The 13,409-nt window shown below is 34.6% G+C and carries 17 protein-coding genes, 2 pseudogenes and 1 riboswitch; of the genes and pseudogenes, 11 read left to right on the top strand and 8 right to left on the bottom strand.

Going from position 1 to position 13,409, the window contains the following annotated elements; all coding sequences use genetic code 11:
• Nucleotides 1-29: 29 nt before the first annotated feature.
• Together ACZZ95_RS16905 and ACZZ95_RS16910 are read right to left on the bottom strand one after the other, a co-directional pair.
• On the bottom strand, nucleotides 30-200 hold the full coding sequence (locus ACZZ95_RS16905; RefSeq protein WP_463469902.1) for a hypothetical protein: 171 nt from the start codon (nucleotides 198-200) through the stop codon (nucleotides 30-32).
• Between the two features lie 10 nt (nucleotides 201-210).
• Nucleotides 211-663, bottom strand: a complete 453-nt coding sequence (locus ACZZ95_RS16910; RefSeq protein ID WP_463469903.1) for a nitroreductase family protein — start codon at nucleotides 661-663, stop codon at nucleotides 211-213.
• Between the two features lie 107 nt (nucleotides 664-770).
• On the opposite strand from ACZZ95_RS16910, the gene ACZZ95_RS16915 reads away from it, so the two are divergent.
• On the top strand, nucleotides 771-1,127 hold the full coding sequence (locus ACZZ95_RS16915) for a winged helix-turn-helix transcriptional regulator (RefSeq protein WP_463469904.1): 357 nt from the start codon (nucleotides 771-773) through the stop codon (nucleotides 1,125-1,127).
• 2 nt (nucleotides 1,128-1,129) lie between these two features.
• Here the strand turns inward: ACZZ95_RS16915 and ACZZ95_RS16920 are convergent, their stop codons facing one another.
• From ACZZ95_RS16920 to ACZZ95_RS16930, 3 genes are all read right to left on the bottom strand, one after another.
• The gene (locus ACZZ95_RS16920) at nucleotides 1,130-1,603 is read right to left on the bottom strand and encodes a MarR family winged helix-turn-helix transcriptional regulator (protein WP_463469905.1); all 474 of its coding nucleotides are present in this window, start codon (nucleotides 1,601-1,603) and stop codon (nucleotides 1,130-1,132) included.
• Nucleotides 1,603-2,091 carry a GNAT family N-acetyltransferase gene (locus ACZZ95_RS16925; RefSeq protein ID WP_463469906.1) on the bottom strand — a complete coding sequence of 163 codons (489 nt, stop codon included), beginning with the start codon at nucleotides 2,089-2,091 and terminating at the stop codon, nucleotides 1,603-1,605. Before ACZZ95_RS16925 ends, ACZZ95_RS16920 begins: the two co-directional genes overlap by 1 nt.
• 203 nt (nucleotides 2,092-2,294) lie before the next feature.
• Entirely contained in the window at nucleotides 2,295-2,888 is a 594-nt protein-coding gene (locus tag ACZZ95_RS16930; protein ID WP_463469907.1) for a hypothetical protein, read from the bottom strand.
• A 302-nt stretch (nucleotides 2,889-3,190) separates the two neighbouring features.
• On the opposite strand from ACZZ95_RS16930, the pseudogene ACZZ95_RS16935 reads away from it, so the two are divergent.
• The 3 genes and pseudogenes from ACZZ95_RS16935 to ACZZ95_RS16945 all read left to right on the top strand — a co-directional run bounded on the left by ACZZ95_RS16935 (nucleotide 3,191) and on the right by ACZZ95_RS16945 (nucleotide 5,392).
• Nucleotides 3,191-4,208: pseudogene (locus tag ACZZ95_RS16935) on the top strand (NAD(P)H-dependent flavin oxidoreductase).
• 273 nt (nucleotides 4,209-4,481) lie between these two features.
• Nucleotides 4,482-4,967: a YybH family protein gene (locus ACZZ95_RS16940; protein ID WP_463469908.1), complete on the top strand. Its 486-nt coding sequence runs from the start codon at nucleotides 4,482-4,484 to the stop codon at nucleotides 4,965-4,967.
• Between the two features lie 53 nt (nucleotides 4,968-5,020).
• Nucleotides 5,021-5,392 carry a nuclear transport factor 2 family protein gene (locus ACZZ95_RS16945; RefSeq protein ID WP_463469909.1) on the top strand — a complete coding sequence of 124 codons (372 nt, stop codon included), beginning with the start codon at nucleotides 5,021-5,023 and terminating at the stop codon, nucleotides 5,390-5,392.
• Nucleotides 5,393-5,592: 200 nt separating this feature from the next.
• On the opposite strand, the gene ACZZ95_RS16950 is transcribed toward ACZZ95_RS16945, so the two are convergent.
• From ACZZ95_RS16950 to ACZZ95_RS16960, 3 genes are all read right to left on the bottom strand, one after another.
• Nucleotides 5,593-6,012 (bottom strand): arsenate reductase ArsC, encoded by a 420-nt coding sequence (locus ACZZ95_RS16950; protein ID WP_463469910.1) that lies wholly within the window; start codon nucleotides 6,010-6,012, stop codon nucleotides 5,593-5,595.
• A 130-nt stretch (nucleotides 6,013-6,142) separates the two neighbouring features.
• Nucleotides 6,143-6,613 (bottom strand): DUF6428 family protein, encoded by a 471-nt coding sequence (locus ACZZ95_RS16955; RefSeq protein WP_463469911.1) that lies wholly within the window; start codon nucleotides 6,611-6,613, stop codon nucleotides 6,143-6,145.
• A gap of 58 nt (nucleotides 6,614-6,671) precedes the next feature.
• Nucleotides 6,672-6,998, bottom strand: a complete 327-nt coding sequence (locus tag ACZZ95_RS16960; protein WP_463469912.1) for an ArsR/SmtB family transcription factor — start codon at nucleotides 6,996-6,998, stop codon at nucleotides 6,672-6,674.
• Nucleotides 6,999-7,246: 248 nt separating this feature from the next.
• Between ACZZ95_RS16960 and ACZZ95_RS16965 the strand changes: the two genes are divergently transcribed.
• The 7 genes and pseudogenes from ACZZ95_RS16965 (at nucleotide 7,247) to ACZZ95_RS16995 (ending at nucleotide 13,338) form a co-directional block, all read left to right on the top strand.
• Nucleotides 7,247-8,443 carry a hypothetical protein gene (locus tag ACZZ95_RS16965; protein WP_463469913.1) on the top strand — a complete coding sequence of 399 codons (1,197 nt, stop codon included), beginning with the start codon at nucleotides 7,247-7,249 and terminating at the stop codon, nucleotides 8,441-8,443.
• A 99-nt stretch (nucleotides 8,444-8,542) separates the two neighbouring features.
• A riboswitch (cobalamin riboswitch) is annotated at nucleotides 8,543-8,746 on the top strand.
• A gap of 185 nt (nucleotides 8,747-8,931) precedes the next feature.
• Nucleotides 8,932-9,402, top strand: coding sequence for a TonB-dependent receptor (locus tag ACZZ95_RS16970; RefSeq protein ID WP_463469914.1), 471 nt, complete (start codon nucleotides 8,932-8,934; stop codon nucleotides 9,400-9,402).
• The gene (locus ACZZ95_RS16975) at nucleotides 9,383-10,909 is read left to right on the top strand and encodes a TonB-dependent receptor (protein WP_463469915.1); all 1,527 of its coding nucleotides are present in this window, start codon (nucleotides 9,383-9,385) and stop codon (nucleotides 10,907-10,909) included. Before ACZZ95_RS16970 ends, ACZZ95_RS16975 begins: the two co-directional genes overlap by 20 nt.
• Nucleotides 10,906-12,050: pseudogene (locus ACZZ95_RS16980) on the top strand (DUF5074 domain-containing protein). Before ACZZ95_RS16975 ends, ACZZ95_RS16980 begins: the two are co-directional and overlap by 4 nt.
• Before the next feature lie 4 nt (nucleotides 12,051-12,054).
• Nucleotides 12,055-12,348 carry a hypothetical protein gene (locus tag ACZZ95_RS16985; RefSeq protein ID WP_463469916.1) on the top strand — a complete coding sequence of 98 codons (294 nt, stop codon included), beginning with the start codon at nucleotides 12,055-12,057 and terminating at the stop codon, nucleotides 12,346-12,348.
• The gene (locus ACZZ95_RS16990) at nucleotides 12,320-12,997 is read left to right on the top strand and encodes a hypothetical protein (RefSeq protein ID WP_463469917.1); all 678 of its coding nucleotides are present in this window, start codon (nucleotides 12,320-12,322) and stop codon (nucleotides 12,995-12,997) included. The genes ACZZ95_RS16985 and ACZZ95_RS16990 overlap by 29 nt, the downstream gene beginning before the upstream one ends.
• A complete protein-coding gene (locus tag ACZZ95_RS16995) occupies nucleotides 12,919-13,338 on the top strand; it encodes a hypothetical protein (protein ID WP_463469918.1) in 420 nt (139 codons plus the stop codon). The genes ACZZ95_RS16990 and ACZZ95_RS16995 overlap by 79 nt, the downstream gene beginning before the upstream one ends.
• Nucleotides 13,339-13,409 lie beyond the last annotated feature (71 nt).

The raw sequence follows: 13,409 nt of genomic DNA on the forward strand, positions 1-13,409 counted from the left end.
GCAATTTTAACAAAGAAAAAATATTCTTTTTATTTGATTTCTGTAATAAATTCGTCTTGTGGTGTTCTCACTTTTTTCAAGTTTACCAGCCAGTCGTTAGCTTCGTCTCTATAACCAAGAGGTAAAACTAAAACACTTTTAAGACCAAGTTCGCTTAAACCTAAAAGTTTATCCACTTCAGCAGGAATAAAACCTTCCATTGGTGTAGTGTCAACTTGTTGTTCTGCCGCAGCAGCCTACAGCAACACCAAATGAGATATAAGCTTGTTTCGTCGCGTGATTAGCATGCCATTCTTGACCAAGAGGTTCGTACATTCCCCAAAGTCTTGCTTTGTATTCGTCCATCGCATCTGCAGGAATTCCTCTTTCAGCAATAGTTCTATCAAATACAGCAGATATTTTTTCTAAACTGTAACCGTCCCAAGCGACCCAGATTAATACGTGAGAAGCATCTGTAACTTGACTTTGGTCAAAACTTACCGCTCTTAGTTTTTCTTTTAATTCTTGGTTCGTGATTACAAAAACTTTGTACGGTTGTAATCCAGAAGAGGAAGGAGCCAATTGTGTCGCTTCAAGAATGTAATCTACTTTTTCTTGCGGAACAGCTTGTCCGTTCATTTTTTTTGTAGCGTAACGCCACTTTAGTGCATCTATTAAGGCCATTTTTTTCAATTGATTAAAATTCTATCCAAATGTAAAAACTTTAAGTGTATTTTTGTCATCTTATTACCAAAAGTAACTGTAACATCGAGGTAACTCACTAACATTTTATGATAAAAGAACCAGAACACGATCAAAAAAAATGCACACAGCATATTATGTCAGTGCATGATGCCATGTATATTTTGAACGGAAGATGGAAAATTTCCATTATAGCCTCCTTATGTTTTAATACTTTACGATTTACCGATTTACTGCGCGAAGTCGAAGGGATTTCGGGTAAAATGCTGAGCAGGGAATTAAAAAACCTCGAAGAAAATCAATTGGTTACACGAACAGTTTTAAAAACACAGCCCATAACAGTCGAATATGAATTGACGGAATACGGGCATACTTTAAAAGAAGTAATAGAATCTTTGGCGAAATGGGGATATAACCACCGAAAAAGAATTACTGGTAAACAATAATATCAGCTTTTGAGTTCAGATATTCTCTGGAAAAATCCTTGATTGGCTAGCTTTTGTTCTGCTTCTTCAATGGCTTTCAGGAGATTGTTTTGATTATCGCTGATTTCGTTTAAGGTATTCTTCATAACGCTCCAAACCGGTCGCATTTTTACCACCAATTCTTTTCCTTTTGGAGTAAGAACAATTAATCTTTTTCGTTCGTCGAGTTTGTCTTTTTTCGAACTGATGATTTTTTCTTTTTCCAATTCCTTTAGCAGACTTATGGTTGAAGGATGGCTGTAACCAATTTCTCCCGCTATTTCTACAACGCTGAGCATTTCTTTGATATGAAGCGTATAAATAACAGGAAACCATTTAGGTTCAAAATCAATATCATAAGATTTGTAAACAAGTGCTCCGTCCTTTCGCAATTGCTCGCTCAGGCGTTGTAATCGGGTCGAGAGGGCTAATATGCCTATTTCATCAATTATATTCATTACTTCGAATTTAGTCGCAATTGGCAGAATACATTATCTGGTTTCATGATTGGAAAATCTACAGGCAGGGCTTCTTTCGGAATTGTTACAAAATTGTTCTTTTCGTAAAAACGCAAAGCCGCCTGCAATATCGTAACAGTTCCTAAATATAAGTTTTTAATCCCATTTTCTTTGCTGTAAGCAATTAATTGCTCCAATAAATGCTGGGCAATAGCAAATTCTTTTCCTCGGTATTCCTTCTTTACAAACATTTTTCTAATAGCTCCGGCTTCAGGACTGAATTTTACCAAAGCAATGGTTCCCACTAGTTTTTCATCAATAAAAGCACCTAAAAAAGTTCCTCCAGGTTTAAAATAAAAATTCTCAATCTCCAGTAAATCTGGCTGATCTTCGATAGTAATAGGAACATTAAACTCTTTTTGCTGAATATTTAAAATCAGGTCTACGATTTCTTTTTCGTATTCATTTTGTATGGGCTGAATCTGCATTTTTGTTTGAAATTTTATATAGGTACAAAACTACGTAGTTAACTACATATAAACAAATAAAAAACTGCTGAAGTCAGCAGTTTTAAGTATTTTTTATGACAATTTATTCAAAAGGCATTACAAATATTATGTTTGTTAATGCAAGTGAAACGCCTTTTACGAGGATTAAATATATAATTCTATGTGTTTAAAAAATAAATAAATTATTCTTTAACTAAAACAATGACAGCTTTATAACCTGTACCAACATTCCATTCGCTGGCAGAAATAACAGCGCCTTTGTCATCGATAACTTTAAATTCGGCTGTATTTGGCGAAGCAAAACCTTCGTTTAAGGCTTCAATGTCAATTTTGTTTATTCCTTTAACCAAATTTATTTTCACGCTTTTAAATTCACCATCCAAAGAAACTTCAGGTTCAATAACTTTATCATTCAAATATACTTTTACTTTATCGCCATCAACAAAAGCAAGATCTCGATACATAACAGTAGAAGTAACAGCATTAGTATTGACATTTCCTAAAAACTGATTTCTTCTATAAAAGATCCCTTCAACATTTGATTCCTGTTTGTACAGGTTTGTATCTTTAAAAAGTTCATCTGGATTAACCTGTAGTGGCGCAGGTTTCTCTACAATTGCCGGCGGATTTTCTTTTGGAGAAACCTCTTTCGGCGGGATCACTTCTTTAACGGCAGGATCTTTTGCCGGAATTGCCTTGAATTTATTATTTAATTCTTGAGCGTAAATCTGCACTGAAAAAGAAGCAAGAGCAGTTATCAAAAATATTTTTTTCATACTTTGTAAATATTAATCTTGGGGTATAATTATTAAAAATTAGACGAATTATGTCTTTCTATATAAACATTTTATGATGGTAAATATTGTATTATTTAGGAATAATTGTAGAAAAATTAACTTCTATTAGTCTCAAATTTATCTTTTTCTATAAAAAACTGACTTACCTTTATATTGTTATGTAGTATTGAAGTACGGGACTGTCAGCAGATTCGCTTTCGCATTAAAAATCAAAAGTTATGGAATGGAAAAATAATCTAACCGATCTATTCAAAATTAATTATCCAATTATACAAGCGCCTATGCTGGGCGTTACAACTCCAGAAATGGCAACATCGGCTTCAAATGCAGGTGTTCTGGGATCGCTGGCACTTGGAGATCTTCCGGCAGAAAAGTGCATCGAATTAATAAGAGCGACAAAAATGTTAACAGGTAAGCCTTTTGCGGTAAATATTTTTGTGAATAAAATTGATGCCATCACACCAAAATTGGAAGCAGACTTATGAAGAAACCAAGGCATTTTTAAAAGACTTTACAGCAAAATCTGGATTATTGGCAGATTTTCCGCTTTTAAGCGAAATTAAATTAACAGATTATCACGATCAGATTGAAGTAATTATTCAAGAAAACTGTCGCATTGTAAGTTTTACTTTTGGGAATTTAGATAACTCAAGTATTTCAAAATTAAAAGAAAATAATGTGCTTTTAATTGGAACATGTACATCTGTTCAGGAAGCTATAATGCTCGAAAACAGCGGTATTGATATTATTTGCGTTCAGGGAATTGAAGCGGGCGGGCATAGAGGAAGTTTTCTCGAAGAAACTATTCCGCAAATAGGAGGGCTGTCACTGCTTTCGCAAGTAACTGAAAATGTAAAAACGCCTATAATTTATGCGGGCGGGATTTATAATGCCAAAACGTTATTGGCGGCTAAAATGCTTGGCGCAGATGGTTTTCAAATTGGAAGTCTGTTTTTAGGTTCAAACGAAAGTGCTTTACAAGATTTTGAAAAACAGCGTCTTAGAAATTTAAAAGAAAATGAAATTGTGCTGACTAAAAGCTTTTCTGGCAGATACGCGCGAGGAATTAAAAATGCTTTTATCGAAAAAGTAGAAGATACAACTAATATTCTTCCTTATCCATATCAAAATAAATTGACGGCAGAATTGAGAAAAGCGGCTAAATTGGCTAAAAATCCAGATTTTGTAGGTATTTGGGCAGGACAATCTATTAATGGTTACAGCGAAATTTCAACTGGAACTCTTATTAAAAACTTGATTGAAGAAACGGAGCGGTTTAGTCTAAAGTCTAAAGTCTAAAGTCTAAAGTCAAAAGTTTAAAGTCAAAAGTCAAAAGTCAAAAGTCAAAAGTCAAAAGTCAAAAGTCTAACGTCTACTACCTAAAATCTAAAGTCTAAAATCTACAATCTAAAATCTAAAGTCTACAATCTAAAATCTACAATCTACAATCTACAATCTAAAGTCTACAATCTAAAGTCTACAATCTAAATTCTACAATCTAAAATCTAAATATTTTTATATTGCTGATTGTTAATGTTTTATATTTGTGTTTTGAATTAAATACAAATCGATATGATCAAATTTAGTTTTACCTTTTTTCTTTTTGCACTCGGTGTTTTTGCACAAGAAAATAAAATAAATGCCACTATTCAGAAGCAGATTGAATTGTATAATTCGTCTTTTGCAACCGCTTTAGTTGGAGGCAATGCCGATGCTTTGGCAAAAGCATATACAGACCAAACTATTTTTATGCCAGAACACAGCAGGCAGAGAACAGGAAACAAAAGTATTTCTGATTTCTACAAACAATGGCTAAAGCAGGCTAAAGTTACTTCGTACCAAAGAACCATTTTAGAATTGCAGGATTTCGGAGATTATGTTTTGGAAATCGGAAATTTTACTGAAAATTTGGAACGCGAAAACTTAAAACCATACACGTATGCAGGAAAATATATGGTTTTGTGGAAAAAAGTTTCCAAAAATAAGCCCATGACAATTGCTTTGCAGAAATATGGGGCTCAGACAGTTATTTTGATGACAGATTTATTCCCGAAATAGATGATTCGGTAGTTTCTGTTACAAAAGAATTTGTTTCATCTGATAAATTAACTTTGGAAGTAATAGAAAGAAACGCTTCAATAAAACAGTTGGTAAAGAATAGGTTAGGTGGTGAACATGCCAAAATGTTTATGCCAGATGCGATGTATTTAACCTATTATACTCCAATTTTATCGGGCGAAAAAGATATTACAGCCTATTTTACAGAACACGAGAAACCAGGTACAGTAAGCATCGATCAAATTTCAATTAAGACTTCTGGAGTTATTGTGACTAAAAAAGCAATAGTCGAATTTGGTTATTACAGCGTCGATTGGAGTGATGGAGATAAAAGCAGCAATGTAAAAGGAAAAAGTATAAATGTTTGGAAAAGAAATAGTAACGGACAATTAATGCTTTATAGACAAATGGTAAATCATGATTAATTGAAATATTTTTTAACCAAAAGCCCCAGCGGGGTAAAATATTTATAGAACTTAAATTCGACAAAAGAAAAAAAGCTCCAGCGGAGCGACACATTTTTTTTAATTTATATGTCGCTCCGCTTGAGCTTGAGATTGTAGGTATTTATTCTATAAATATTTCGCTTCTTCGAAGCTTGTAAAAATAGAAATTATAGCTCTTTTCAGTTTAAATTATTATTAGCAAAAGCCTCGCAATAGTCTTTTATTAATTGTCGAACGCTTCTAAATTGTTCCATTATTTCTAAATCTGTTCCTGTTGCTTTCGCAGGATCTGGGAAATTGTAATGAAATTTATGCGCCTTCGTTGGAAAAAACGGACAGCGTTCTTTAGCATTATCGCAAACCGTAATTACAAAATCAAAGTCGATCGTCTTGTATTCAACAATATTATTAGAAGTGTGATTCGAAATGTCAATTCCGTCTTCCAGCATTGCCGCAACAGCTTTCGGATTTACGCCGTGAGTTTCAACGCCAGCGCTGTATACAACTGCTTTATCTCCGGCAAAATGCCTCATATAACCTTCTGCAATCTGGCTTCTACAGCTATTTCCCGTACAAAGTATTAGTATGTTCTTTTCCATATTTAAACGAATAACCAAATGATGTTGATGATACAAAATTTGGGTTCAAACCCAAAAAAAGTTGTAGCACAATAACAGAAGTGGTAATGATAATTGGTTTTTTATATTTAATGATCAGCTCTTTCATTGCTTAACAGCATCCAGAATTTGGTGTACAGCAAGAAGCATTATCGGTTGCTTCTCTTAGAATTATTTTTTGCTTTTCTGTTGGAATACCGCATGCATCTTGTGCCAAACAAGCCGTTGTTTTGTTTTTAAGGACAAAGTTTTTGCCATTAAAATCCAGATCATACTTGCCAATAGTTACGTTTTGATATTCTACTTCTATTTCAAGATCTTGAATATGAAGCTTATCTTCGGAAAGTGTAATAATATGCAATAATTTATTTGGTTTCAGGCGATGCTCAAAATCGTCTGCATTCCAAAGCTGAAAGTTTACCACTTCTTCATTTCTGATCACACCTCCACAGTCTATAAAGTTCTTTTTAATAATTCCAACTTCTGTTACGTGGAAATGTTCAGGAACAAAAGTGCCGTCTTCTAATTGAAATTCAACATTTTCTAATGTTGGTAAAATTTGTTTTACTTCTGATAATTTCATGTTGTTTTTATTTAATCGTTTTAATGCAATATTGCGATATATCTAGTCAAAAAAATGCTTAACAGCATTTTGATTTTGAAATAGTCTGAGTGATATTTAAAAAATAAGTATTTAAAATTTCGATTGTTTTTTCATCAATACAATAGCAGATAGAATTTCCAGAAATATTTCCTTTAATGATACCTGCATTTTTTAGTTCTTTCAAATGCTGGGAAACCGTAGGCTGTGCAAGGGGCAGTTCGTTTACAATATCGCCGCAGATACATTCATTCACTTTTAATAAATATTCTAGTATGGCGATTCTGGCAGGATGTCCCAATGCCTTAGCAATTACAGCAATTTGATTTTGTGCATCTGTAAAGTGTTCTGTTTTAGTCGCTCCCATAATTTATTATTTAATATTGCAATATTACGATAATAAAATTAAAAGTGAAGCATAATTATTTAGAAATAAAAAAAATCTGATCATAGAGATTACTATACTATTATATTTGTATAGTAATTCTATCGGGTCAATATTTAAATGAAATTCAACGACTTATTTAAAACTTTTTTCGTCTTATTCTTCTGTTTAGCCATTACAGGTAAAGTAAAGGCGCAGGAAAAAAGCAGTTTATTGCAAAGAAGTTTCAAATGAATATTGAAATACGTCCACGAGCAGAATACACTTCAAATTATATTCTTCCGCCAAATGACTCAATCGATCCCTACTTTTATATTACACAGCGAAATAGAATTTCAATGCAATTTACTAGTGAAAAATGGTTTGTAAAATCTGACTTACAGGAAATTCACGTTTGGGACAAAGAAAATTCTAATTCAAAAGTCGGCAGTATAAATTTTTATCAATTGTTTTTTGAAACTAAATTTAGAAACATAAATTTTCGTTTAGGAAGACAAAGTATTTTATTAGATAATGGAAGGTTATTTTCTGATGCTCCTTGGGCACAGCAGGGAAGATCGCATGAAGGAATTCGAATTATGAAATATTCTCAACATTTTGCTAATGATTTTTTCTTCTTATTTACACGAAACTATAATACAAGTTTTGAAACTGCTTATTCGCCCGTAACATCTAATAGATACAAATATATGCTGGTGTATAATTTTAGTTACAATTGGAATAAAAGCTTCACTTTTAATTCACTAAATACAGTTGATTTTTTAGAAAAGACTAATTCAGAAACTTTGTACGCCCGTGCAACTGCAGGCGGAAGAATTGAGTTTAAAAAGAAGAACTGGTATTACACTTTAAACACTTATCTGCAGTTTGGACAAAATCAAAAAGGACAGGATTTGCTGGCGTATTATCTGCGACCCGAAATTAAGTTGTCTCTTCCAAAAGCGACATGGCGCTTAGGGGCGGAAATCATTAGTGGCGGCAGTTCTCAAACTACTATTGAAGATTCTAGAGATTTTGACGTTCTGTATGGCGTTACTTGGAAATTCAACGGCAACATGAATATTTTTACTCGTTTCCCTGCGGATGTTGGAGGCAGAGGTCTTGTAAATCCGTATTTGTTTGCATTGTTCCCGTTAAGTTCAAAATTATCGATTCGGTCAGATTTTCACCTTTTTTACACCCAATATCCTTTGTTAGATAGTAACAATCAGGAAGTTTCTAAATTTCTCGGATTTGAGAATGATTTTTCACTAAAATATATTCCTATAAAACAATTAGAAATCAACGGTGCTTTTTCTTTTTATAAATCTACAGATACGATGCAATATCTTCCAAAAGTGCAGGAAAATACTAAATTAGCGCTTTGGAGTTATGTAATGGTTTCGTATTCTTTTAATGCCGTTAATTCGAAAAAATCCAGAAAATAAACTTTTAAGAGCCTGCTTTTTAAAGGCTTTTGGCTTTTTCAAAATCGGCTTCAACCACACTTAGAAAAAATTAAAAATCATTTTTATAAAGATAGTTATATCTTTGCGCCTGATTTTGGTCTGTTTTTTCATCAGAAAAAATAGTTAAAAGGGAATCAGGTGCAAATCCTGAACAGACCCGCTACTGTAAGTTCTACACAAAGTCTTTAAACATTTACTAATGCCATTGCCCCGCTTTGCGGGATGAGAAGGCCGTTTAAAGATAGAACAAGTCAGGAGACCTGCCACGATCACATAGTTTAAAACTTTCGTGGTATGAAGTTGATAACAAAGATAATAGCCAGCTGTTTTGCACGAGGCTAATTCTACGTTTATGTAATTACTGCATCACTAAAGTTTATTTAATTAAATAGTGATGTATAATTTAAAGAAAACTTTTTTCGCAGACTTTTATTTTATTTTTTCCCTTTTGGCTTCATTCGCAGGTTGTGACTGATAGTTCACGGGTTTTAAAAGAAGTAATTTTAAAAGGAAAACCGTATCAGGAAGTTATTCCGGTACAAAGTCTTTCGGGCGTTCTGCTCGAGAATCTGGCAGGTCATACTGTGGCTGATGCGCTTCGCTATTTTGCTGGAACTCAAATCAAAGATTATGGTGGTGTGGGCGGTCTAAAAACCGTTGATGTGCGTAATATGGGAACGCATCATGTTGGTGTTTTCTATGACGGAATTCAACTTGGAAATGCTCAAAACGGCGTGACAGATCTTGGAAAATATTCGCTTGACGATATGGAATCGCTCACCATGTATAATGGACAAAAGAGCGAAATTTTTCAATCGGCAAAGGATTTTGCTTCGGCTTCTGCCATTTATATGAAAACAAAACGTCCTGTTTTTGCTGGTTCTAAAAAAGACAAATTTGCTGGTTCGCTACAAAACAATGTCAATCAATTATCATGATCCTTCTTTTAGATGGGAACAAAAACTGAGCGACAAAGTAAGTATGAGTGTCAGTTCAGAATATATAAAGTCCAATGGACAGTATAAATTTCGATACAAAAGAAAAAATCAGGACGGCACTACAGCTTACGATACAACAGCCATAAGATGGAACAGTGATATTGAAGCGCTCCGATTTGAATCTGGTGTTTATGGAAAAATAAATAAAGGATCTTGGGACGCCAAAGTATATTATTACGATTCTGAAAGAGGTGCTCCAGGTGCAATCGTAGAAAATAAATTTTCAGATGGTTTCAGGCAGTTCGACAAGAATTTTTTTGGGCAGGCTTTTCTAACTAAAGATGTTTCTGAAAAATATAAATTTCAAGTAAAAGGAAAATTTGCGTACGATTACACGCATTACATTGCCAGAGATACGACAAACGTTTTAGGTGAAACCGTAACCGAAGGCGCACAGTCTGATGACAGCTATTTCCAACAGGAAACTTATTTCTCTGCGGTTAATATGTACAGCATTTTACCCACTTGGGATGTTTCGCTGTCAACCGATTTTCAATACAATAAATTAAATGCAACACGAAGAGGAATTCAGACGCAATTTTCTTTTCCACAGCGTTATACAGCGCTTGTTTCTTTGGCAAGTTCGTACCGATATGAAGGTTTTAAAGTTTTAGGAAATGTCCTTGCCACCCGCGTTATCGAAGAGGTAAAGTTCAACGCCAAAGCGCCAAATAAAACCGAAATGACACCTGCTTTGTTTCTCGGTTATACTCCTTTTAAGAAATACGATTTCAATTTGCGCGCATTTGCCAAACGAATTTTCAGAATGCCCACTTTTAATGATTTGTATTATACAATGGTTGGATCGAGTACGTTACGCCCAGAATATATGAACCAATATGATATTGGTTTTACATATAATTTCCCCGTAAGGGAAAGCTTTTTCGATAAATTTTCTATTCAGGCAGATGGATATTACACCAATACAAAAGACAAAATTGTAGCCGCGCCGACAGGAAATCTATTCCGCTGGATGATGACCAACATTGGACAGGTAAAAGGAAAAGGAATTGAAACGGTTGTAAACATGGTCGCGCATATTGATCTAGTAAATCTAAATGCAAACTTGACTTATACCTATTCTCAAAGTCAGGATTTTACCAAATTTTCAGGTTTAGAAATGTCTTCTTACGGCGATCAGATTCCGTATACGCCGTGGCACAGCGACTCTGGAATTTTAAACGCCGGCTATAAATCGTGGAATTTCAATTACAGTTTTATATATGTTGGAAAACGCTATAACGGAAATGTCAATAATATTAAAGTCAATGAAGTACAGCCTTGGTACACACACGATTTGGCAGTTCAAAAGTCTTTTACTTTCAATACATACAAATTTAATGGAACTGTAGAAATGAACAATGCTTTTAATCAGCAGTATGAAGTGATTTACAATTATCCAATGCCAGGCCGAACATTCAAATTTATAATCAGTTTTGAGTTATGAAAAAGAGAATTATAAAAATAGTTTTTAGTTTTTTAATAGCCTTTTCGCTTTACTCGTGCAGGGAAGACGAAACGATATTTCTTTCCTCAGATGTAAGTGTTGCACCTCCGAGAAGTGACGGCAAGATTGAAGGTTTTTATCTTCTTAACGAAGGAAATATGGGAATGAACAGGGCGAGTATTGACGTGTTCAATTACCGAACAGGAAACTATACGACAGATGTTTATTCTGAACGAAACCCAGCAGTTGTAAAAGAACTTGGCGATGTTGGAAACGATATTCAAATCTACGGCAACAAGGTTTATGCGGTTATAAATGTTTCAAACAAAGTTGAAGTTTTAGAAAAATGGACAGCCAAACGCATCAAGAAAATTGATATTCCAAATTGCCGTTATGTGACTTTTTACAAAGACAAGGCGTATGTGAGTTCGTATTCTGGACCTGTAGCGATAAATCCAAATGCAGAAATTGGTTTTGTTGCAGAAATCGACACGACTTCATTAGAAATAAAAGAAAAGTTACGGTTGGTTATCAGCCCGAGCAAATGGTGGTCCATAACGGTAAATTATACGTAGCCAATTCTGGCGGTTACAGAGTTCCAAATTACGATAGAACAATCTCTGTTATTGATCTTGAAACTTTTACAGAAATTAAAAAAATAGATGTCGGCATCAATTTATACAGTATGGAAATTGACAGCCGAGGTGATATTTATGTGAGTTCGAGAGGCGATTATTACAACACACCCTCTAATCTTTTTGTAATTGACACGCAGACAGACGAGAAGAAAATGCGACTCGATATTCCTGTTTTAGGAATGTGTCTGGTCGATGATCTGCTTTATTATTATAGTGTTTCGTGGAGTTATCTCACTAACAGTAATAAGATTACGTACGGTATTCTCGACACTAAAACCAAAAAAATAATAAGCGATAAAATTATTACTGACGGTACAGACAAAAAAATCATGATTCCGTACGGACTTCAGGTAAATCCAGAAACCAAAGAAATATACATTACAGATGCGCAAAACTATGTTGTAACGGGATATATCTACTGTTTTACGCCCGATGGAAAATTAAAATGGAAAACTACGGCAGGAAATATTCCCGGGCACATTGCCTTTATAACTAAAAAATAAAAATATGGATAAAAGACTTTTAAAATGTTTTAGAACACTGGTATTTGCTTTTGCATCAATTGCGCTCACAAACTGCTCTGGCGGTGATAACGGAAGTGAAACAGGTGTAGAAGAACCGCAGACAAACGAATATAAAGCACAGCGTTTTACAATAACGGCGATCAGTCCCAAAACAAGTGCAAGTGCAGATGCCGTTTACAATTGGGAGATTGAAAGTGTTTCTTCTGAAAATTATTCGCTGGTAAATACAACATCAAAAGAAGCCTTATTTGCAAGCAACAGCAGAAGGAACTTATGAATTTAAAGTCGTTATAACGGACAAAGGAATTACTCAGACCCAAAAAGTTACCATTGCTGTAACTGCCGAGACGAAAGAATTAAAAAGTTATATCGCTAAAGTATTTGAATTTAAACCCGCTCCGGGACAATTTGTAAATGATCTTCCGGTAGCTAATGATGGCGACACAGCCGAAAGAATTTTGACAAGAGCCAATTCCTACTTGGCGAAGAAAAACGGAGATCTTATTTCGCTAGGCGCTTTTGGCGGCTATGTGGTTTTTGGTTTCGATCACAGCATTGTAAACTTAAAAGGCAAGCGTGATTTTAGGGTTTTAGGAAATGCTTTTTGGGCAGAAGCCAATCCGAATCCGAATTCGGAATTAAGAGGCGGAAGCAGTGAAGCAGGCGTAATCATGGTTTCATACGATAAAAATAAAAACGGACTTCCAGATGATGAATGGTTTGAAATTGAAGGCGGTGGTCATAAAATGGAAAAGACGATTCGCAATTATGAGATTACGTATCATAGACCAGATCCCAATAAAATACCTGTTCCAGGCATGGAACCGGAACTGTTCTTTTTACAGATATGGAATATATCTATTGGAAAGACAATCAGGGAAAAGAGGGATTTCTGGCGCAAAACAATGCCTACAATCATTCCTTAGAATATTGGCCAAAATGGCTGAAAGATCAGGCCGCAATTACTTTTAAAGGGACAAGATTACCAGATAATGCAGTAGACGAAAGTGGTAACGGAAGTTATTTTGTCCAATATGCTTTTCTATACGGTTATGCCGATAATGCCCCTAACAATGACGACGATTCTGCCATAGATATCGACTGGGCAATGGATCAAAACGGAAAAAAAGTACAGCTTCCGGCAATCGATTTTGTAAAAGTCTACAACGGATTGAATCAGCAGGCGGGCTGGCTTGGAGAAACTTCGACAGAAATTATGGGCGCTTCAGACTTACATCTCTTAGGAGAAAATATTCCTACGAGATAATTTAACTAGTATCAAATCAAATTATTATATCCAAATTATGAAAAAAATGTTACCCGATTTTTAGTACTCGC

The sequence above is a fragment of the Flavobacterium sp. AC267 genome, from assembly GCF_979258715.1.